Genomic DNA, 20,424 nt, shown 5'->3' with positions numbered 1-20,424 from the left:
TACGCCGTCCTTATCTTCTTCCGATCCTTTGCCTACTGCCGTCACAGGATTGCTGCCGATGGGAACTTATTGCTTCGGCGACTTCGAGCTTAACGAGGACGCTCGCGCCCTCCGTCTCGCCGGAAGCGAGATCGAGGTGCAGCCCCTGGTCTTCGATTTCCTCGCCATCCTGCTGCGGCACCGGGACCGGGCCATGAGCAAAGACGAATTGCTTGAAACGCTATGGCCGGGCGTGACGGTGACGGAAGCTTCGTTGCAGCGCGTGGCAAGCCTTGCCCGCGGCGTTCTTCGCCAGGGCGGCATGGAAACGGCGCTGCGCAACCTGCCCCGCTTCGGCTACCGGATTTGCCTCGACCAGCCGCCCATTTCGGCGAACGGGCCGGCCGGCGCGGGCGGCAAGCCTTGGAGCCCCGGTTCGCCTATTCTGTCGGCGCGCGCGGCTGTTGCTGCCAGGAAATGGCACGAGGCCGCGGCCTGCTTTAGCGAAGCGGAGGCCGCTGGCGAGCTGCTGACGGCCGATCTCGAGGAATGGGCACTTGCGCTGGAGTGCATGGGGCGCCCGGCTGAAGCCATCCCGCTTCTGGCGCGCGCGGTGACTGCCTACGGCGTGGCCGGCGAGCGCTTGCGAGCGGCGTCCCCGGCAATCGGCCTGGCCAGGGTTCATCTGGAGAGAGGGGAACTTGCCGTCGCCAAGGGCTGGCACAAGCGGGCGGCGCAGCTGATCGATGGCGCAACCGACAGCAGGGAGCACGGCCTGTGGTGCTGGATGGGAGCGCGCATCATGGGCGCGGAAGCCGAGCCGGAGCAGGCGCTGGCGCTTGCCGAACAGGCTTTCGCGGTTGGCAGGGATCTCGAAGATCCGGTCGTGGAGTCGCTCGGGCTGATCTATCGCGGCTTTTTCAAGCTCTGCCTCGGTGAGACCAAATCCGGCCAGGAGGACCAGGATTTCGCCGCCGCGCTCGGCCTCTCCAGCGACGTGGACCCGGTCGTCGGCGGCATTCTCTACTGCAACATACTTTGGGCCTGCCGGAATTTTGGCGACTGGGCGAGGGCCAACCAATGGACCCTCGGCTATGAGGACTGGTGCAGGGGACACGGGCTTGAGGATCTGTCGGGCTCCTGCCGGCTGCATCGCGCCGAAGTGCTCGGCGTTCACGGCACGCTGAAGGAGGCTGAGGCGCTGGTACGTGCCGCGCTCGACCAGCTCGCCGTCGACGCCCCCTGGGCGACGGGCGATGCGCTGCGTGTCTTGGGTGACATTCATCTGGCTGCCGGAGATCTCACCGAGGCGGAAACAGCCTATCGGGCGTCCCATGCCGCCGGCTGGGATCCGCAGCCCGGCCTGGCGCTGCTGCAGCTGGAGCAAGGCCAGGCCGAGGCCGCCTTCAGCGCTCTCGAGCGCTCCCTGGTCGGAAACGGCTGGCCGACGCTGCAGCGGCGAGGCATGGTCCTTGCCACTCTCGCCAAGGTGGCGGCGCGCACCAATCGTCTCGAGCGCGCAAAAGAAGTCATCGCCGAGCTGGAGAGCCAGCCGCAGCGCTGGCCGATGGCCTCCATCCGGGCGCTGACCGCCGAGGCCAAGGCTGAACTTTTCATACGGGAAGGCCGCCTCACCGAGGCTGTTCGGGAGCTGCAGACCGCATGCTCGCGCTGGAGCGAGGTCGGCTCGCCGGTCAATGTCGCCGATGCGAGGCTTGCGCTCGCGGCGCTGCTCATTCAGCTCGGCGATCGTTCCGGCGCGGAGCTGGAACTCGGCACAGCGTTGGCGTTAGCGAAGAAGGTCGACTCTTCACGGCTCACGCGGCGCTGCGAAGAGCTGAAGTGCCTGATTGTCGGGACGCAGAAGATAGCGGTGGGCGGCGCTTAGCCGCTTCTCGCTTGAGGTCTGGCCGGCGCGATGGCATGACGGGGAAATCTCCTCTGAAGGTCATGACATGAGCAGCGCAAAACAAGTCATCGTCATCGGCGCCGGCATCCTCGGCGCATCGATCGCCTGGCATCTGGCGAAGGCTGGAGCGAGGGTGACGGTCGTCTCGACAAGCGGCGCCGGCGGCGTCGCGACGCCCAATTCCTTCGCCTGGATCAACGCAAGCTGGGGCAATCCGGAGACCTATTTCCGGCTGCGCATCCGGGCGATGAACGAGTGGAAACGCTTGGCGAATGATCTGCCGGGCCTGCCGCTTGCCTGGTGCGGCGGCCTGTGCTGGGACCTGCCGGCGGACAAGCTCAAAGCCTATGCGGCCGAGCATTCGTCCTGGGGCTACGGCATCGAGCAGGTCGGCCGCGAGCAGGCGGCGCGGATCGAGCCCAACCTGACCGAGCTTCCCGATTTTGCGCTTCATGTCGCCGAGGAAGGCGTGGCCGAGCCGGTCGCGACCGCAACGGCGCTGCTGGCGGACGCCGAACGGTGCGGCGCGCGGCTCATTACGGGGACTGTCGATAGACTGACTCTATCCGGCGGCAGGCTCACCGGCGTCGTCGTTGCGGGTGAAACCATCGCCGCCGACGAGGTGGTGATCGCCGCCGGCGCCGGCGCCCCGGCGATCGCCGCGACGGCAGGCGTCCAGTTGCCGATCAAGACGCCGCCCGGTCTGATCGTGCATTCGCGACCCTGCAGGAAACTCCTCAACGGCCTGGTGCTGGCCGAGAGGCTGCATATGCGGCAGACGGCCGAGGGCCGGATCATCGCGGGCTCGGATTTTGGCGGCGGCGATCCGGGCGAGAACCCGGAGGCAACCGCGCTTGAGCTTTTCGAAGCGGTGAAAGCGATGCTGCGCGGCGCCGACGGGCTGGAGTACGATTTCCATACGGTCGGCTATCGTCCTACTCCGATCGATGGTTTCCCAATTGTCAGCCGCGCCGACGGCGTAGGCGGCGTCTATGTCGCCGTTACCCATTCCGGCATCACGCTGGCACCCGCCATCGGCCTGTTTGCGGCCCGCGAAATCGTCGATGGCGAGCGCGATCCATTGCTCGCGCCTTATGCGCTGTCGCGCTTCGCTCAGTAGCCCGGCGGCCGGCGAAACCCGTCGGTCAGCGGCGCGATCGCCGCAGCGACGGCGAGCAGTCTCGCCTCCGACCAGCGCTTGCCGACCAGTTGCAGGCCGACGGGCAACCCGTTGCTGTCCTGCCCGCCTGGTATCGCCAGCGCCGGATGGCCGGAATAATTGAAGACCGCGCCATAGGCCGGCAGCATCCAATAGCTCTCGTCCTTGCCGTCGACCTTGAGCGCGCTGCCTGGCTTGCAGTGCGGAAAGGCCGTTGTCATGGCGACCGGGCAAAGCAAGGCATCGCAGCTTCCGAAGAACCGCTCCCAGGCAAGGATCGACCGGTCGCGGCCAGCGAGCGCCGCGAACCAGCGCGACACCGGCGCAGGCTGTTCCGGCGGTTCCGGTTGCGCTGCCTCCAGCATCATGCCGATCAACTTGCCGCCCTCGGCGAGATCATCATGCAGGTCGAGCCTCGGCAGTTTGGCTTCCTCGACGTGCGCGCCGGCGGAAGCCAGCCTAGCAGCCAATCTCTCGACCGCGGCGCCGATCTCGGCGGCCACCGGAAAGCTGCGGAAGGTGCCGGCGAAGGCGATGCGCAGCGATTTCAGCTCGAGCGTCGGTATCGCATCAACCGGCACCGGCGCCAGATCGGTATCGCCGCCGTCCGGACCGGCAATGATCCGGTAAATCAGCGCCAGGTCCTCCAGATTGCGAGCAATCGGCCCGACACAGGACATCAAGCGGACGCTGCGCGGAATGCCGCCCGGGTCGGGAAAAGCGCCGGCCAGCGAGACGCGATGCTCGGTCGGCTTCAGGCCGTGGACGCCGCAAAAGGCGGCGGGCAAGCGGATGGAACTCTGCATGTCGGTGCCGACCTCGAAGGGCGTCATGCCCGCAGCAACCGCAGCGGCGGCGCCGCCGCTGGAGCCGCCCGCTGTGCGCGACGGATCCCAAGGGTTGCAGGTGCGGCCGAACAGCGGATTGTCAGACTGCCAGTCGCCCAGCATGGTGGCGACATTGGTTTTGCCGACCAGCACGCCGCCGGCTCTCTTTAGCCTGGCAACCACAGGGCTGTCCTGCTTGGGAACGTAGTCGGCAAATGGCGGGAAGCCGACCGTCGTCTTCATGCCAGCGGTCTCGTGCGCATCCTTCAGCGTGAACGGCACGCCGTGCAGCGGGCCGAGCGCGGCGCTGCGGGCGAGTGCCACATCGGCTTCTCGGGCACGCTGAAGCGCACCTTCCCGGTCGAGGAGGATGACGGCGTTCAGTGCTTCGTTATGTCGGTCGATCTGCGCCAGATGCGCATCGAGCGCCTCCACGGCCGAGATTCTCCGCCGGGCAATTGCTGCCGCGAGTTCGGTAGTCGAGGAAAATCCGATGTCCATTGTGCTGCACTCCGGCTGCTTGCCGCGCTGCGCCTTGAACATGGCGGATGAGACCGCGGCTTCAAGCCGAATTCAGCATTGTTAGGACAGCGGTGCTTGATCGAAATTGCGCCCACCTGTGGTCAGGGCGGCGCTGTCCCGCGACCTTGGCTAGGTTTGGAGCTAGACGACCAACGCGAACTTAGCAACGGTCGGCGCGAACGGCCGGATGTTTGTGCCGTCCCTTGTCATGGTGACAAAGCTCGACGGCGGAATCGCCTGCCATTCGCCGCCGTCGCGGTCGAACGGTTCGGAGACGATGCAGCGGCCGGCGCGGCTCGCGAATGCGCCGGTATAGAGCGTTGGCGCCTGGCCGTCGGTGGCGTAGCGCACGGCGTAGAGCGCCTCGCCATCGGAAAATGCCGCTGTCAGCTTCAGGGAGGGTTCGAGACCGGCGTGGCGCGAAGCCTCGAGAACGCGGCTGGTGGCGCGGGCTACCGCGCCTTGCGGGTCGGCGGACAGGCCTTCGTCGAGCATCAGCAGGAAGAAGAGTTCGGAATCAGTCGTCCCTTCGCGCTGGTCGAAGACAGCATCCGACAGCGAATTCTCAAGCGCGCGGCGGATCTTCTCGAAGCCGCCGATCTGGCCGTTATGCATGAACGACCAGCGGCTGGAGACGAAGGGATGGCAGTTCATGCGGCTGGTCGCGCCGCCGGTGGAGGCGCGCACATGAGCGAGGAACAGGCCTGATTTGATCTGCCGGCAGAGGCTTTTCAGATTGGGGTCCGACCAGGCCGGCAGGATATCGCGGTAAAGGCCGGGCTCGGGACGGTCGCCATGCCAGGCGAGGCCAAAACCGTCGCCATTGGTCGGCGACTTGGCCTCCTGGGCGCAGTGGCTCTGGGCAATCAGCGAGTGGCAGGGCGCGGTGACGATGTCTTCGAGGAAGACCGCTTCACCGAGATAGGCCGCCCACCGGCACATCGCATTCCACCATTTATCAGGCGCGATCCATCAGAGCCTGAGGCTCCTTCACCGCGTGTGAGCCTCTGTTGTTCGTGCGCTCATAGAGCTCACGGACGATTCGGCTGGCGGTAGTCTCGAACAGAAATGGCAAGAAAGCGTGAACGAGGGCGGCGCCCGCGGCCATCGACAGGCGGGAGCAGAACCAGGCGGCGAAGGCCATGTGGCCGAAATAGGTTTCGCCAACCTTGGCCGGGTGAGACGTAAAGAGCGCCGAAAACCGCGTCGTCATGGTGATCCCTTCTGCCGGGATGAGCCCCGGTATTGAGTATCCTGCCACGAGTTGAGGGTTCATCGATCCCAAATTGTCCTTGTATCTAGCCCTATTTTGGGACATTTATCCCAAGAATGGCATATGATATCGACGAAACTGATCGGAGATTGCTGGCCGAACTGCAGCGCGACGGCACGCTTTCCGTCGACCAGTTGTCGGAGCGCGTGGCCTTGTCCCGCAACGCCTGCTGGCGGCGCGTGAAGCGGCTGGAGGAGGAGGGCGTCATTACCGGGCGCGTGGCGCTGGTCGATGCCGACAAGCTTGGACTCGGGCTTTCGGTGTTCATCCTGATCCGCACGTCGAACCACGACCCGGACTGGCTGCAAAAGTTCCGGGCGGCGGTGACGGGCTTTGCCGAGATCACCGGCGTTTACCGCATGTCGGGCGACCTCGACTATGTGCTGAGAGCCCGCGTCGCCGACGTGAAAGCCTATGACAGGCTCTATCAGCGGCTGATCGCCAAGGTGCCGCTGTCGGACGTCTCCGCTTCCTTCGTCATGGAGGAGATCAAGGAGACGACCGTCGTTCCGGTGGAGTTGCGCTGACGCGGAACCGCATTGAAAGAAAGGCGTTGATAGCGTCGCGGCCGGGTTGACCGAATCGGCAGCCGCGCCGATAGGAATGGGCTCATGCGCACGGCTGTCTATCCTTCCTCCGTCATCGGCCCCACCGTCGGTTTCGTCAGGCTTCCGCATGGCGAGGGCTTGCCGCTGCCGACCTATGAAAGCGCGGGCGCGGCCGGGATGGACCTGCGAGCCGCGGTGCCGGAAGACCGGCCGCTGCTTATCCTACCCGGAAAACGCGCGCTGGTGCCGACCGGGCTGATCGTGGAAATCCCGGAAGGCATGGAAGGCCAGGTGCGGCCGCGCTCCGGCCTCGCCTTCAAACATGGGCTGACCGTGCTCAACACGCCCGGCACCATCGACAGCGATTACCGCGGCGAGGTGAAAGTGCTGCTCGTCAATCTTGGCGATGAGGACTTCGCGGTGACGCGCGGCATGCGGATCGCGCAGATCGTGTTTGCGGCAGTCACGCAGGTGGCCAGCGAAGAACGGGCGCTCGCCGGCGGCACGGCGCGCGGCGCCGGCGGTTTCGGATCGACCGGCACCGCCTAAATGCAAGTCCCAAAACTGGTCATCTTCGATTGCGACGGGGTTCTGGTCGACACCGAGAACCTTGCCAATCGGCGCCTCGCCGACTGGCTTTGTGAAGCGGGCTTTCAAACCACATTCGAATATTGCCGCAAGACCTTCTCGGGCCGCAGCATGGCCTCGGTGCAGAAAGAGATCGAAGAGGCGACCGAGGCCCGGCTCGGCGCCGACTTCGTCGAACGCTGGAACGCCGGCCTGCCGGATCTATTCGCGCATGGCGTCGAGGCGATCCCTCACGTGCGCGATTTCATCGAAAAGGTGCGCGCCGCCGGTATTGCCTATTGCGTCGCCTCGTCGGCGCGGGTTTCGAAGATGCATATCACGCTCGGGCAGACCGGCTTGTTGCCGCTGTTCGAGCACGCCATGTTTTCCTCGACCATGGTCGGGCGCGGCAAGCCGTTCCCGGACCTTTTCCTGCATGCGGCAAAGACGATGGGCTTCGCGCCGGCCGACTGCATCGTCATCGAGGACAGCGTGGCCGGCACCCAGGCCGGCATTGCCGCCGGCATGCGCGTGTTTTCCTATCACGCCGATCCATTCTCGGACCGCGACGGGCTGGCGGAAGCCGGCGGGATCCTGTTCGACGACATGCGCGACCTCGCAGGACTGGTGCCGATCCTTTGATCGGACACTGGAGCGGTTCCGCTTTCGTCGAATTGCCGACCCGCTCCAGCTACTTGTTTTTACGCAATTCCGGACGGAAAACTGTTTCACATTCTTCCTGGAATTGTTTCAGGCTTACGGCGAAATCTTCCGTGCTAGCGTGCAGCCGTCAAACAGCCGGCGGCTCCCACCCCATGAAATCCACCCTGCTTCGCCTCGCCCTCGCTCTTGTGCTTCTGTCATGGCTTTGGGGCCCGGCGAGCGCGGAGAATGTCAGCTTTCCGGACTTTGCCAGCGCCATCCCGGGCCACAAGGACGTCACCTATCTCGACCTCGCCAGGATGGTCATCCCCGATCTGGCGTTGAACGCCGACGGCTTCTACCACGGCGGCTTGCCGATCGAAATGCGCCACGTCGCCGGTCCGGACAGCGGTGGCCCGCCGCCTGAAACGTCAAGCCTGCCCAATGCTGCGGTGCTTGCCATCAAGGCCGGCGGCAAGGACCGGCTGACCATGCTGTTCGATCTCGGCGACTCTCCCGACAGCGCCGAGGGCTATGCGGTGCTGGCGCTCTACGATCTGACCGGCGGCAAGCCGGCGCTGCTCGACGCGGTCAATGTCGCCGTCGATCGCAGCACCTATTTTCGCGAACCGAACAAACTGTCGGTCGGCGCCGGTGACGATATCCTCATTACCATGAGCACGCATTTCAATTCGAGCCAGGGCTATGTGATCACGCCGTTGATCATGGTGCGCAACGACAAGTTCGAACTGATCGACATGATCTACACGTTCGATGAAAGGCTATGCACCTACAGCCGCAAGCAGGACATCGCTTTTAAGGCCATTGCCGGTGGCCGGCCGCATGCAGCCGTCAAGGTGACGGTGACCGATGCCACGATACCAAGCGGCGAAAGCTGCGACGATGCGGCGCCCGAGGCGTCCTCGAAAGACATTTCAGCCATCTATCATTGGGATAAGAAAGCGTCGCGCTACGTGGCGAGTTCAGACGCCCTCAAAAGGTTGTCAGCAGAGAACGAGAAACGCTTCTGAGCCGAGCGCATTCGTTTGCCCGAGCGGGGCGACCGCGATAAATTCCCCGCACGACCCATGATTGAGGACCCGCCATGGACAAGGGCAAGATTTTTCGCGATCTGCACGCCTCGACCTTCGTCATGCCCAATCCCTGGGATGTCGGCACGACCAAGCTTTTGGCTTCCTTCGGCTTCAAGGCGCTGGCCACGACCAGCGCCGGCTTCGCCTTCTCGCGCGGCCTGTCCGACGGCGCCGTGACGTTCGAGGCCATGATCCACCATTGCCGCGAAGTGACGGCGGCAACCGACCTGCCGGTTTCGGCCGATCTCGAGCGCGGCAAGGGCGACAGCGCCGAGCAGGCCGCAGAAACCATCTTCGCGGCGGAAGCCGCCGGCCTTGCCGGCTGTTCGATCGAGGACCATACCGGCGACCCAGAGAATCCAATCTACGAGTTCTCGCATGCAGTCGAACGCGTCGCCGCGGCCGCCGAGGCGGCGCGCGCCTTGAAGCACGATTTCGTCTTCACCGCGCGGGCCGAGAATTTCCTTTGGGGCAAGACCGATCTCGACGACACGATCAAGCGTCTGCAGGCTTTCGAGAAAGCCGGCGCCGACGTGCTTTATGCGCCGGGCCTGAGCGACATCGACGCGGTGCGGACGGTCTGCTCCGCGGTCAGCAAGCCGGTCAATGTCATGGCGCGACCCGGCTTCACCGTGGCCGACCTTGCTGCGGCCGGCGTAAAACGCGTCTCGCTCGGGCCATGGCTGACGAATTTCGCCTTTGGCATGCTGGAAACCGCTGCGCGGGAAATCCAGCAGGACGGCACCTTCGGCTTCACCCGTTCGGCGATGCCGTTCGGCAAGCTGCAGGCGCTGTTCCGCGGGGGCGGTACCGAGCAGGATTAGAGCGTTCAGCGTTTCACGGAAACACCGAACCGCTCATCCCCTTGTTGCGCATTTCCGGACGAAAAACCGCTACGCGCTTTTCCGGAAATTGCGCTGGACCGGGTCCCGCGCCGAAACCGCCTTGTGCAGATGCACCATCATGGCGGCGGCAAAGAGCGGGGTCAAAAGGTTGAGCAGCGGCACGGCAAGGAAGACCGCGATCAGCAGTCCGGCCAGGAATACCGTGCCCGCATACTTCCGGCGCAGCGCCTTGGCTTCGGCCTCGGGGCGGAAGCGCATGGCGGCGAACTCGAAGAATTCGCGACCCAGCAGATATCCATTGACGATGAAGAAGGCGGCGAGGTTGATGCCCGGCACGAGGAGCAGCAGCAGGGCGACGATGTTGCCGAGGATCACGACGCCAAAGAATTTTATCGCCAGCGCCAGCGACTGCAGCACCGGCACGGCGCGGCCGGGCGGATCGCCGGGATAGTCGATGCGCTCGACCACCTCGGCGATATCGTCGAGGAACAACCCGGCGACGATTGCCGTCACGGGTGCCACGAGCAGCGCCATGCCCATTGCCAAGAGGATGCCGGCGATGATGCCGCTCAGCCATCCTGCCCAGGACGGCAGGCCGGGTACAAATGTCTGCAGCCACGGCCATGCCAGCCATTCGAGCAGGCTCTCGATGCCGAACCACAGCGCCACCAAGGCGAGCAGCGTCAGGCCCAGCGTCTTCAGGAAGACGGAGCGGAATTCAGGTGAGAACAGCCGGCTGGCGGCAGCGCGGGCGGCGTCGAGGATCACGGCAGGTCCAAGCCCTTACAGAGGAGCGACGATCCCGAGATAGGCGGGCTTGCTAAGCGGCGCAACTAAGCGCGTCGCGTCGACGCGCCTTAGGTTTTGTCTCGATGCATGTCGTTCTCCCAAAACCGCCATGCACTTTTGGGCGACATGCATTATTGCGCAAGCTTGGCCTGTCTGGCCGGAATGGTCATCGCCGCGACGCCAACGACGACGAAGCCCATGCCGAACCAGGCGCTCGGCCCGAGGCTTTCGCCCAGAAAGACGGCGCCGATGCCGACGCCGATCGGCACGCGCAGATAGGCCTGCGAGGTGGTGCCGACTGAGCCCAGCGTGTGGATGAGCCGGAAGAAGATCGAAAAGGCGAGCGCGGTGGAGAAGACCGAAAGCCCGAAGAGCGCCAGAATCGACGCCGTCGACGGCGCCAACGTCCAGGGCCGGTCGAAGACGAGGCTCAAGGGAATCAGGATCACGGCGCCGCAGATCATCGAGCCGGCGGCCGGCACCATCGGGTCGAGCCCTCTGAAATTGCGGCCGAAAATGGCGGCGCCGGCATAGCAGACGGTGGCGGCGACGACCGCAATGTGCGCCCAGAGCTGATGGCCGATGCCCCCCAGCGCCTCAGTGCCGACGATGAGGCAAATGCCGGCGATGCCGGCGCCGACGCCGACCAGCTTGCGCAATGTCACCGGCTCGTGGCGGGTGATCAGCGCCGTCAGCAGGAAGGTGAAGATCGGCGACGTCGCGTTGAGGATCGTGGCAAGGCCGGCGTCGATGGAACGTTCGGCGGCGGCGATCAGCGTGAACGGGATGACGCTGTTGAGGCAGGCCTGGAGCATGAAGCGGCGCCACATGACCACGCCCGGCGGCATGACAAGGCCGCGCCAGCGGATGAGGCCAAGCAGAATGCCGCCGGCGATCAGCGTGCGCCCGGCGATGAAGGTTACCGGCGGGATCGTCTCGACGCCGATCTTGATGAAGGTATAGGAGGCACCCCACAGCGCCGCCAGCAGGCCAAGCAGCGCCAGCTCGGTCGTCATCTCGGTCTTTTCGGACATGGGATTTCGCGCCTTCAGCCTGTTTCGACGGTCCGCTCTAGCTCACACCACGGCTTAGATGTTTCGATGACGCTCCAACCATAGCCGCCGTCGCCTCTAACGATATGGTCCAGTTCGGCGCGACGGCTGCCGCAGCAACCAGATCGGAAGTCGGCGAAGCGGAAACCGGTGCCGATTTTCGGGATAGGCAAAGCGGCTGCGAGCCGCTAGACCCGCGCGCGGCCGGTGTGGCAGAAAGCCGGACAATCGTTGACGGAGACATTGATGCCGGAATATGACGTGCTTTGCATCGGCAATGCCATTGTCGACATCATCGCGCAATGCGACGAAGCCTTTCTGGAAACCAACGGCATCATCAAGGGCGCGATGAACCTCATCGACACCAGGCGCGCCGAGCTGCTCTACAGCCGCATGGGACCGGCGATCGAAGCTTCAGGCGGTAGCGCCGGCAACACGGCGGCGGGCGTGGCGAGCTTCGGCGGCCGCGCCGCCTTTTTCGGCAAGGTGTCGAACGATGCGCTCGGCGACATCTACAGCCATGATATCCGCGCCCAGGGCGTGGCCTTCGACACCAAGCCACTGCAAGGCGAGCCGCCGACGGCTCGCTCGATGATCTTCGTCACGCCGGACGGCGAGCGCTCGATGAACACCTATCTCGGCGCCTGCGTCGAGCTGGGGCCGGAGGACGTCGAGGCCGACAAGGCGGCCGGCGCCAAGGTCACCTATTTCGAGGGTTATCTGTGGGATCCGCCGCGCGCCAAGGAAGCGATCCGGCAGACCGCGAGGCTGGCGCATGCGGCGGGGCGCGAAGTGTCGATGACGCTGTCGGATTCCTTCTGTGTCGACCGCTACCGCGACGAGTTCCTCGATCTGATGCGCTCCGGCACGGTCGACATCGTCTTCGCCAACAGCCACGAGATCAAGTCGCTCTACCAGACCGCTTCCTTCGAGGACGCGCTGGCGGCGATACGCAAGGATTGCAAGATCGCCGCCGTCACCCGCTCGGAAAAGGGCTCGGTGATCGTGCGGGGCGACGAGACCGTCACTATCCGCGCGACCACGATCAAGGAACTGGTCGACACGACCGGCGCGGGCGACCTCTATGCCGCCGGTTTCCTCTATGGATACACGACCGGACGCAGCCTCCAGGATTGCGGCGACCTCGGCTCGCTTGCGGCCGGGCTGGTGATCCAGCAGATCGGTCCGCGGCCGCGCCAGAATCTGCGCCGCGAAGCGGAACAGGCGGGCCTGCTTTAGTTCCGCTGCGTCATCCCGGTCGGGTGCCAAATGACCCGGCTGTCGCGCCGCTGTCATAGATCGCTCCTAGAGGCACATTGGGCGCTCCGCGACTGACATTTCGGGACGCCCGCAGCAGTTGGGGTGTCAAAAATGCAAGACAGCAACCTTCACGGTCGCTGCGTCCGTCACCATTGCGATTGCCGCTTTCCGCTGTAGCCGTTCAACGACCGGCCCCAGCTTGAGAGGAGCGCGGCGCGCAAGACAGATGCATGACCAGATTTCAGAATCCGCCTGAAGGAATTTCGCAAGACGCCTTGGCCGGCCTTGTGGCCGAGGTTGTGCGACAAGCTTTGATGCAGCACGGCGTTTTGCTGGATGCGGAAGCCCTGGCCTCCGCCAGCGCGATTGCCGGCAGCGTTGCCGCCGCCCTTCCCTTCCTGCCACAGGCGCAGCGGCTTGCAATCACCTCCTTCAAGGCAGCTGGACCGGGCTGACCTCAGCGTTTTTCCGTGCGATGGCGGAAAGAATCGCGCGCGCCGACCCGGCAGACGCCGACACCATGGACGAATGCCCGACGATCCGGCCTGCTAGGCCCGCCTCCCCGCCCTTGGCCGAGCGAGCCTCCGATCTCCAGTCGATGCTCATCGAAGACTGGGCCGGCGAAGTTGCGGGGTCGACCTACCTGGAGGAAAGATTCCACATCCCGCGCTCGACGCTGCATCGCTGGCAAAGGCGGGGCGAGGTTGTCGCGCTGCGCAAGGGCGGGCGCAAACACGTCTTCCCGCTCGCCCAGTTCGTCGACGGCAGGCCGGCCCCGGGTATAGGCGAGGTGTTGGCAGCCATCACCAATCCGAGGCTGGCTTGGTTCTGGCTGACCCGGCCTTCCCCCGAGCTCGATGGCCGCACCCCCATCGAAATGCTGCGCGAGGACATGATCGAGGATGTGGTTCGCGTCGCGCGCAACCTGTCCTGATCCCCCATTTTCACGGATGCTGGTCCACGTTTTTGTGCGCCGCTTCAAGAGTCATTAGGCGGTTATACATTTGTCATAAAACCGTAATAAATGGCACATATGGGACATTTTAAAGTCAAAAATATCGTCTCTAACGTATATATTGTGCAATATGTGCCATTCTTTCAAATATGTGACGTGATATTTGCGCAACAAGACTTCCATAAGAGTCCAAAAGGCGTTTTTCAGACACAATCTCTGTTGTTAACGACAGCCAGTTAGGCCATGTCGAGGGCGAAGAAGCGGCGCCGGTGCGCGACTTTTTCAACGATGGGGACAGGGGCAGCGGAGCCTGTGGGGTCATACGCAAACCTGTCTTGAACCTTTGACTGGAGATTCAAGAAAATGAACATCAAGAGCCTTCTACTCGGCTCCGCTGCGGCCTTGGTCGCAGTTTCGGGCGCCCGCGCCGCCGACGCGGTCACCGTCGCCGAGCCGGAACCGGCCGAATACGTCAAGATCTGCGACGTCTACGGCGCGGGTTACTTCTATATCCCCGGCACCGAGACCTGCCTGCGCATCGGAGGCTACGTCCGCTACGACGTCGGCGTCGGCGATGTCGGTTCCCTCGACGGTGTCAACCATGTGCCAGACCATCAGGACGCCGGCAGCACGCATTCGAGTTTCTATAAGAACACCCGCTTCACGCTGAAGACCTGGACCGGTCAGGAAACCGAACTCGGTACCCTCAAGACCTACACCGAGACCCGCTTCAATTACGGCAACAGCAACGGCGACTTTCTCAATCAGAACGCTTCAAATGCGGACGATTGGCAGGGCCGTAACAAAGCGCTCTCGCTGCGCTTCGCCTGGATCCAACTCGGTGGTCTCCGCGTCGGTAAGGACGATACGGCTTTCGATACGTTCATCGGTTATGCCGGCGCCGTCATCCAGGATACGCTGGTCCCGTATGGCGGCCAGGAGAGCAACGTCGTTCAGTACTATTTCGATGCAGGCAACGGCTTCACTGGGTTGGTCTCGCTCGAAGAAGGCGCTGGCAGGGTCGGCACCATCGACAGCTATGTTCCGCATGTCGTCGGCGGCGTGAAGTACAAGGGCGACTGGGGTGCGGTCACCGGCGTCGTCGCCTATGACAGCAATTACGAGGAAGTCGCCGGCAAGGTTCGCTTGGACGTCAATGTCAGCAAGGAACTGACGTTGTTCGTCATGGGCGGCTACGGCACCGACGACAACCTCAATGACAATGCCGGCAACGCCATCGATGCCAGCGGTCGCGGCTTCTACAAGCAGTGGGGCGGCAACTGGGCAATCTGGGGCGGTGGCACCTACAAGTTCAACGACAAGACCGCGTTCAACGCCCAGATCTCGTATGACGAATGGAAGAACCTGGGTGTCGCCGCCAACGTTGCCTATACCGTCGTGCCCGGCTTCACGGTCACGGCCGAAGTCGATTACCTCAACGCTGGCAAATTCGGCGACGCCGACTTTAACAATTGGACCAAGGCCAACAAAAAGAGCAGCCTCGGCGGTATCCTCCGCTTCCAGCGCTCGTTCTGATCGGACCTCCCAACCTACTGAAAAGGCCCGCGGCGTCCGCCGCGGGCCTTTTTGCCTTCGGGTCGGCGAAGGTCCCGCGCAAATCGCGCCTTAAAGCGTGTCGCGCTGAAACGGATTCAGACGACGCGCTTTAAGTCCTTTGATTTGATGCATGTCGTTGTCCCAGAACCGAGCATACTGCTGGGCGACATGCATTAGTTCCCCGCCGTATAGGCGGCGATCGCGGCCATGTTGACGATGTCTGAGTCCTTGGCGTTGAGCGAGACGATCTGCACCGGCTTGTTCAAACCGACCAGCAGCGGGCCGATGACGGTCGAGCCGCCGAGTTCCTGCAGCATCTTGGTCGAGATCGAGGCCGAGTGGAAGGCGGGCATCACCAGCACATTGGCCGAACCGGTCAGCCTGATGAACGGGTACTGCGCCATGGCGCGCGGGTTCAGCGCCACGTCGGCGGCCATCTCGCCGTCATATTCGAAGTCGACGCGGCGCTTATCGAGGATGCGCACCGCTTCCTGCACGCGCTCGGAGCGCTCGCCCTGCGGATGACCGAAAGTGGAGTAGGCGAGCATCGCAATCCTCGGCTCGTAGCCCATGCGGCGGGCAAACCCGGCCGCCTCCTCGGCGATATCGGCGATCTGCTCGGCATTCGGCATGTCGTGCACCGCGGTGTCGGCAACCAGCACGGTGCGGCCCCTTGCCAGCACGATCGAGACGCCGATCACGCGGTGGCCTGGCTTGGCGTCGATGACGCGGCGCACGTCGTCGAGCGCGGTGGAATAGTTGCGGGTCACGCCGGTAACGATGCCGTCGGCGTCGCCCAGCGCCACCATGCAGGCGGCGAAATGGTTGCGGTCGTTATTGATCAGGCGCTGACAGTCGCGGAACAGGTAGCCTTTGCGCTGCATACGTTCGTAGAGATAGTCGGTGTAGATCCCATTGCGGCGCGACAGCCTGGCATTGATGATCTCGAGGCCTTGCTTGTTGAGTTCGATGCCGGCGTTGCGGGCATTCTCCTTGATGACGTCGTCGCGGCCGAGCAGGATCGCCGTGCCCAGCCTCTGGTTCACATAGGAGACGGCGGCGCGCATCACCTGCTCCTCCTCCCCTTCGGCGAAGACGATGCGCTTTGGCTGGCGGCGGACGCGGTCATAGATGCGCTGCAAGGTCGAGGCGATCGGATCGCGGCGGGCGGAGAGCTCATGCGCATAGCGGTCGAGATCGAGGATCGGCTTGCGGGCGACGCCGGACTCCATCGCAGCCTTGGCCACGGCAAGCGGGATCGCCGAGATCAGGCGCGGATCGAACGGCACCGGGATGATGTAGTTGGGGCCGAATTTCGGCCGGTTGCCCTGATAGGCGGCGGCGACGTCGTCGGGCACGTCCTGGCGCGCCAGCTCGGCCAGGGCGCGTGCGGCGGCGATCTTCATCTCGTCATTGATGGTGGTGGCCCTGACATCCAGCGCGCCGCGGAAGATGTAGGGAAAGCCCAGCACATTGTTGACCTGGTTCGGGTAATCAGAGCGGCCGGTCGCCATGATGGCGTCGGTGCGGATCTCGCCGACTTCCTCGGGCGTGATCTCCGGATCCGGATTGGCCATGGCGAAGATGATCGGGTTCTTGGCCATCGACTGCACCATGGCGGGGGTCAGCGCGCCCTTGGCGGAGAGCCCGAGAAAGACGTCGCAGCCGTCCAGCGCCTCGGCGAGCGAGCGCGCCTCGGTCTTGACCGCATGCGCCGACTTCCACTGGTTCATGCCTTCGGTGCGGCCCTGGAAGACCACGCCCTTGGTGTCACAAAGGATGATATTCTCCGGCGAAAAGCCCATCGCCTTCATCAATTCGATACAGGCGATGCCCGCTGCGCCCGCGCCGTTGCAGACCATTTTCGTGGTCTTCATGTCTCGGCCGGTGATCTCCAGCGCGTTGATCAGCCCGGCGGCCGAGATGATGGCGGTGCCGTGCTGGTCGTCGTGGAAGACGGGGATGTCCATCAGCTCGCGGAGCCGCTGCTCGATGATGAAGCATTCCGGCGCCTTGATGTCCTCGAGATTGATGCCGCCGAAGGAAGGTCCGAGGAAGCGCACGCAGTTGATGAATTCGTCGGCGTCCTCGGTCGCCACCTCGAGGTCGATCGAATCGACATCGGCGAAGCGCTTGAACAGCACCGACTTGCCTTCCATGACCGGCTTCGAAGCCAGGGCGCCGAGATTGCCAAGACCGAGGATTGCGGTGCCGTTGGAGATGACGGCGACCATGTTGCCGCGCGTCGTGTAGTCGAAGGCGCGGCTTGGAACCTCCGCGATTGCGCGCACAGGAACGGCGACGCCCGGAGAATAGGCCAGGCTCAGATCGCGTTGCGTGGCCATCGGCTTGGTGGCGACGATCTCCAGCTTGCCCGGCCGACCCATGGCGTGGAATTCGAGTGCCTCCTGCGCGCTGACGGAGGGCCCGCTGCTTTCGGTTTTCCTGGCCATGATGCTTTTGATTTCCTCGCCTGTGCGGCACCGCTTGGGACGGCTGCTTGCTTATAGTTCCCACCGATTAAGGCTACACGCGGCGACTGTAAACCGACAAGCCGGGCGAAGCTGCTTCAACGCAGAAGGCCGGCAATGCGGCGGACCGATTGACGGCGAGTTGGCAGCATGGCTCGCGCTTTCCCCTGCTTTTCGAGCCTCCGGCATTAAACCGCCCTGCCACATCTGCTAGCGTTCGGGCATGAACATGCACATGCCGACCGATACCGACGCCCAGGAAACGACGACGCCGGCGCCCACCATGGGCGGCGTCACGCCGATGATGGAGCAGTATATCGAGATCAAGGCGGCGAACCCGGATTCGCTTCTGTTCTACCGCATGGGCGATTTCTACGAGCTGTTCTTCGACGACGCCGAAAAGGCGAGCCAGGCGCTCGGCATCGTGCTCACGCGGCGCGGCAAGCACCAGGGCCACGACATCCCGATGTGCGGCGTGCCGGTGCATGCGGCGGACGATTATCTGCAGAAGCTGATCGCGCAGGGCTTCCGCGTTGCCGTGTGCGAGCAGATCGAGGACCCGGCGGAAGCCAAGAAGCGTGGCTCGAAATCGGTGGTGCGCCGCGACGTGGTGCGGCTGGTCACGCCGGGCACCATCACCGAGGACAAGCTGCTTGCACCCTCGGAGTCGAGCTTCCTGATGGCGCTGGGGCGAGTGAAGGGCGGCAATGCAGCCAGCCAAGGCAGTTTCGCGCTTGCCTGGATCGACATCTCGACGGGCGCGTTTCGGGTGGCTGAAACCTCGGCCGAACGGCTGCTTGCCGACATTTTCCGCGTCGATCCGCGCGAGCTGATCGTCGCCGAGCCGGTGTTCCATGACGCGGAGCTGCGGCCGGTCTTCGACGTGCTCGGCCGGGTCGCCAACCCGCAGCCGCCATCGCTGTTCGATTCGGCGTCGGCCACGGGCCGCATCGCCCGCTTCTTCGAGGTGGCGACCCCGGACAGTTTCGGCAGTTTTTCGCGTGCCGAGCTGTCGGCGATCTCGGGCGCCATCGCCTATGTCGAGAAGACGCAGAAGGCCGAACGGCCGCCGCTGTCGCGGCCCGAGCGCGAGGAGAACGGCTCGACGCTTTTCATCGACCCGGCGACGCGCGCCAATCTGGAACTCCTGCGCACGCTATCCGGCAGCCGCGAAGGCTCGCTGTTCAAGGCGATCGACCGAACCGTGACCGGGGGCGGGGCGAGACTGCTCGCCGACCGGCTGATGGCGCCGCTGACCGACCCGGCATTGATTTCCGCTAGGCTGGATTCGGTGTCGTTCTTTCGCGCCGAAGCGCGGCTTTGCCAGGGATTGCGAACGAGCCTGAAAAGTGTCGCCGACATGCCGAGGGCGCTCTCCAGGCTGGCGCTCAACCGCGGCGGCCCGCGCGACCTTGGCGCGCTCAGCGCCGGCTTCGAGGCCGCGGGCGCGATCGCCGCACTGTTTGCGACGACGCCGCTCCCCGCCGAACTCGCCGCGGCGCTCGCGGCGATCCATGGCTTGCCCAAGGCGCTCGCCCGCCATCTCAGCGAGGCGCTCGACGACGAATTGCCGCTCATCAGGCGCGACGGCGGCTTCGTGCGATCAGGCTACAATCCCGAGCTCGACGAGATGCGGGCGCTGCGCGATGAGTCGCGAAAGGTGATCGCCGGGCTGGAGCGCTCGTTGATCGAGGAGACCGGCATCCGCTCGCTGAAGATCCGGCACAACAATGTGCTCGGCTACTATATCGAGGTGACGGCCAACCATCATTCGATCATGACCGGCAGCGACGCTGCGAAGGCGCGCTTCATCCATCGCCAGACCATGGCCAACGCCATGCGCTTCACAACGACGGAACTGGCGGAGCTGGAATCGAAGATCGCCAATGCCGCCGATAAGGCGCTGAGCATCGAGCTTGCCACCTTCGACCGGCTGACGGCGGAAGTGGTGAGCGAGGCCGACAGGATCCGCGCCGGGGCCGAGGCACTTGCAGTCCTCGACGTATCGTCGGCCTTGGCGCTGCTGTCCGAAAGCGAGGGCTGGTGCCGGCCGGTCGTGGATTCCAGCCTCGCCTTCGAGATTGCCGGCGGCCGCCACCCGGTGGTCGAACAGGCGCTCAGGCGATCAGGCGAAGGTCCGTTCGTCGCCAATGACTGCGACCTCTCGCCTGAAAACGGGGCAAAGGCCGGCGCCATCTGGCTGCTCACCGGCCCGAACATGGGCGGCAAGTCGACCTTCCTGAGGCAGAACGCGCTGATCGCCATCCTTGCCCAGACCGGCTCCTTCGTGCCGGCCGAAAGCGCCCATATCGGTGTCGTCGACCGGCTGTTCTCGCGCGTCGGCGCCTCGGACGATCTCGCGCGCGGCCGCTCGACCTTCATGGTCGAGATGGTCGAGACCGCGGCGATCCTAAACCAGGCCGGGGAGCGGGCACTGGTCATCCTTGACGAGATCGGCCGCGGCACCGCGACCTTCGACGGTCTGTCGATCGCCTGGGCGGCGGTCGAATATCTGCATGAGAGGAACCGTTGCCGTGCGATCTTCGCCACGCATTTCCACGAGATGACGGCGCTGGCCGGCAAGCTTTCGCGGCTCTCCAACGTCACCATGCGGGTCAAGGAATGGGAAGGCGATGTCGTCTTCCTGCACGAGGTCGGCAAGGGTGCCGCCGACCGTTCGTACGGCGTGCAGGTGGCTCGGCTCGCCGGACTGCCGGAAGCGGTGGTGGCGCGCGCCAAGCAAGTGCTGCACCAGCTCGAGGAAGGCGAGGTTTCCGGCAAGACCAACCGGCTGGTCGACGATCTGCCGCTGTTTTCGGTGGCGGTGAAGCTCGAAGCGCCGAAGCCGGCGAAGAACGATGTCCTGGGCGAAGCACTGGGGGCGATCAACCCCGACGAAATGACGCCGCGCGAGGCGCTGGAGGCGCTCTACAGGCTTAAGGGGCTGGCGGCGAAATAAGGCTTTCCAGCGTCAT

At 64.4% G+C, this 20,424-nt stretch carries 18 protein-coding genes; 12 read left to right on the top strand and 6 right to left on the bottom strand.

Translation table 11 applies throughout. The features are described 5' to 3' along the window. Positions 1 to 58 precede the first annotated feature (58 nt). Both CK224_RS15285 and CK224_RS15280 read left to right on the top strand, forming a co-directional pair. The gene (locus CK224_RS15285) at positions 59 to 1,867 is read left to right on the top strand and encodes a winged helix-turn-helix domain-containing protein (RefSeq protein ID WP_176477931.1); all 1,809 of its coding nucleotides are present in this window, start codon (positions 59 to 61) and stop codon (positions 1,865 to 1,867) included. Positions 1,868 to 1,934: 67 nt separating this feature from the next. Then, positions 1,935 to 3,008, top strand: a complete 1,074-nt coding sequence (locus CK224_RS15280) for an FAD-binding oxidoreductase (protein ID WP_095782322.1) — start codon at positions 1,935 to 1,937, stop codon at positions 3,006 to 3,008. Here the strand turns inward: CK224_RS15280 and CK224_RS15275 are convergent. The 3 genes from CK224_RS15275 to CK224_RS15265 form a co-directional block, all read right to left on the bottom strand. Continuing rightward, positions 3,002 to 4,375, bottom strand: a complete 1,374-nt coding sequence (locus tag CK224_RS15275; protein ID WP_095782387.1) for an amidase — start codon at positions 4,373 to 4,375, stop codon at positions 3,002 to 3,004. The genes CK224_RS15280 and CK224_RS15275 overlap by 7 nt on opposite strands. A gap of 162 nt (positions 4,376 to 4,537) precedes the next feature. Continuing rightward, complete coding sequence (locus CK224_RS15270; RefSeq protein WP_095782321.1) at positions 4,538 to 5,338, bottom strand: class II glutamine amidotransferase; 801 nt, start codon at positions 5,336 to 5,338, stop codon at positions 4,538 to 4,540. 16 nt (positions 5,339 to 5,354) lie between these two features. Further along, positions 5,355 to 5,609, bottom strand: coding sequence for a DUF6356 family protein (locus tag CK224_RS15265; RefSeq protein WP_067003741.1), 255 nt, complete (start codon positions 5,607 to 5,609; stop codon positions 5,355 to 5,357). Positions 5,610 to 5,725: 116 nt separating this feature from the next. Here CK224_RS15265 and CK224_RS15260 point away from each other — a divergent pair, with 116 nt between their 5' ends. The 5 genes from CK224_RS15260 (at position 5,726) to CK224_RS15240 (ending at position 9,344) form a co-directional block, all read left to right on the top strand. After that, positions 5,726 to 6,196, top strand: a complete 471-nt coding sequence (locus tag CK224_RS15260; RefSeq protein ID WP_067003562.1) for an Lrp/AsnC family transcriptional regulator — start codon at positions 5,726 to 5,728, stop codon at positions 6,194 to 6,196. A gap of 84 nt (positions 6,197 to 6,280) precedes the next feature. After that, positions 6,281 to 6,766 carry a dUTP diphosphatase gene (gene dut, locus CK224_RS15255; RefSeq protein WP_067324332.1) on the top strand — a complete coding sequence of 162 codons (486 nt, stop codon included), beginning with the start codon at positions 6,281 to 6,283 and terminating at the stop codon, positions 6,764 to 6,766. Next, complete coding sequence (locus tag CK224_RS15250) at positions 6,767 to 7,426, top strand: HAD family phosphatase (protein ID WP_095782320.1); 660 nt, start codon at positions 6,767 to 6,769, stop codon at positions 7,424 to 7,426. 173 nt (positions 7,427 to 7,599) lie between these two features. Then, positions 7,600 to 8,457, top strand: a complete 858-nt coding sequence (locus tag CK224_RS15245) for a hypothetical protein (RefSeq protein WP_095782319.1) — start codon at positions 7,600 to 7,602, stop codon at positions 8,455 to 8,457. Positions 8,458 to 8,531: 74 nt separating this feature from the next. Next, positions 8,532 to 9,344, top strand: coding sequence for an oxaloacetate decarboxylase (locus CK224_RS15240; protein ID WP_095782318.1), 813 nt, complete (start codon positions 8,532 to 8,534; stop codon positions 9,342 to 9,344). 69 nt (positions 9,345 to 9,413) lie between these two features. Here CK224_RS15240 and CK224_RS15235 read toward each other — a convergent pair whose 3' ends face one another. Both CK224_RS15235 and CK224_RS15230 read right to left on the bottom strand, forming a co-directional pair. Next, positions 9,414 to 10,133 carry a sulfate transporter family protein gene (locus CK224_RS15235; protein WP_095782317.1) on the bottom strand — a complete coding sequence of 240 codons (720 nt, stop codon included), beginning with the start codon at positions 10,131 to 10,133 and terminating at the stop codon, positions 9,414 to 9,416. A gap of 152 nt (positions 10,134 to 10,285) precedes the next feature. After that, positions 10,286 to 11,188, bottom strand: a complete 903-nt coding sequence (locus tag CK224_RS15230; protein ID WP_095782316.1) for an EamA family transporter — start codon at positions 11,186 to 11,188, stop codon at positions 10,286 to 10,288. Positions 11,189 to 11,452: 264 nt separating this feature from the next. Between CK224_RS15230 and CK224_RS15225 the strand changes: the two genes are divergently transcribed. The 4 genes from CK224_RS15225 (at position 11,453) to CK224_RS15210 (ending at position 14,957) form a co-directional block, all read left to right on the top strand. Next, positions 11,453 to 12,445 (top strand): adenosine kinase, encoded by a 993-nt coding sequence (locus CK224_RS15225; protein WP_095780199.1) that lies wholly within the window; start codon positions 11,453 to 11,455, stop codon positions 12,443 to 12,445. A 251-nt stretch (positions 12,446 to 12,696) separates the two neighbouring features. Beyond that, complete coding sequence (locus CK224_RS32515) at positions 12,697 to 12,921, top strand: hypothetical protein (RefSeq protein ID WP_095782315.1); 225 nt, start codon at positions 12,697 to 12,699, stop codon at positions 12,919 to 12,921. A gap of 20 nt (positions 12,922 to 12,941) precedes the next feature. Further along, on the top strand, positions 12,942 to 13,400 hold the full coding sequence (locus CK224_RS15215) for an antitoxin Xre/MbcA/ParS toxin-binding domain-containing protein (protein WP_095782314.1): 459 nt from the start codon (positions 12,942 to 12,944) through the stop codon (positions 13,398 to 13,400). Positions 13,401 to 13,784: 384 nt separating this feature from the next. Next, the gene (locus CK224_RS15210; RefSeq protein ID WP_095782313.1) at positions 13,785 to 14,957 is read left to right on the top strand and encodes a porin; all 1,173 of its coding nucleotides are present in this window, start codon (positions 13,785 to 13,787) and stop codon (positions 14,955 to 14,957) included. A 194-nt stretch (positions 14,958 to 15,151) separates the two neighbouring features. Here the strand turns inward: CK224_RS15210 and CK224_RS15205 are convergent, their stop codons facing one another. Beyond that, on the bottom strand, positions 15,152 to 17,431 hold the full coding sequence (locus CK224_RS15205) for an NADP-dependent malic enzyme (RefSeq protein ID WP_095782312.1): 2,280 nt from the start codon (positions 17,429 to 17,431) through the stop codon (positions 15,152 to 15,154). 241 nt (positions 17,432 to 17,672) lie between these two features. Here CK224_RS15205 and mutS point away from each other — a divergent pair, with 241 nt between their 5' ends. Further along, a complete protein-coding gene (gene mutS, locus CK224_RS15200; RefSeq protein ID WP_095782311.1) occupies positions 17,673 to 20,408 on the top strand; it encodes a DNA mismatch repair protein MutS in 2,736 nt (911 codons plus the stop codon). Positions 20,409 to 20,424 lie beyond the last annotated feature (16 nt).

The organism is Mesorhizobium sp. WSM3862, from assembly GCF_002294985.1.
In the GTDB taxonomy this organism is placed as follows: Bacteria; Pseudomonadota; Alphaproteobacteria; order Rhizobiales; family Rhizobiaceae; genus Mesorhizobium.
This window is presented reverse-complemented; position numbering and strand designations above follow the sequence as displayed.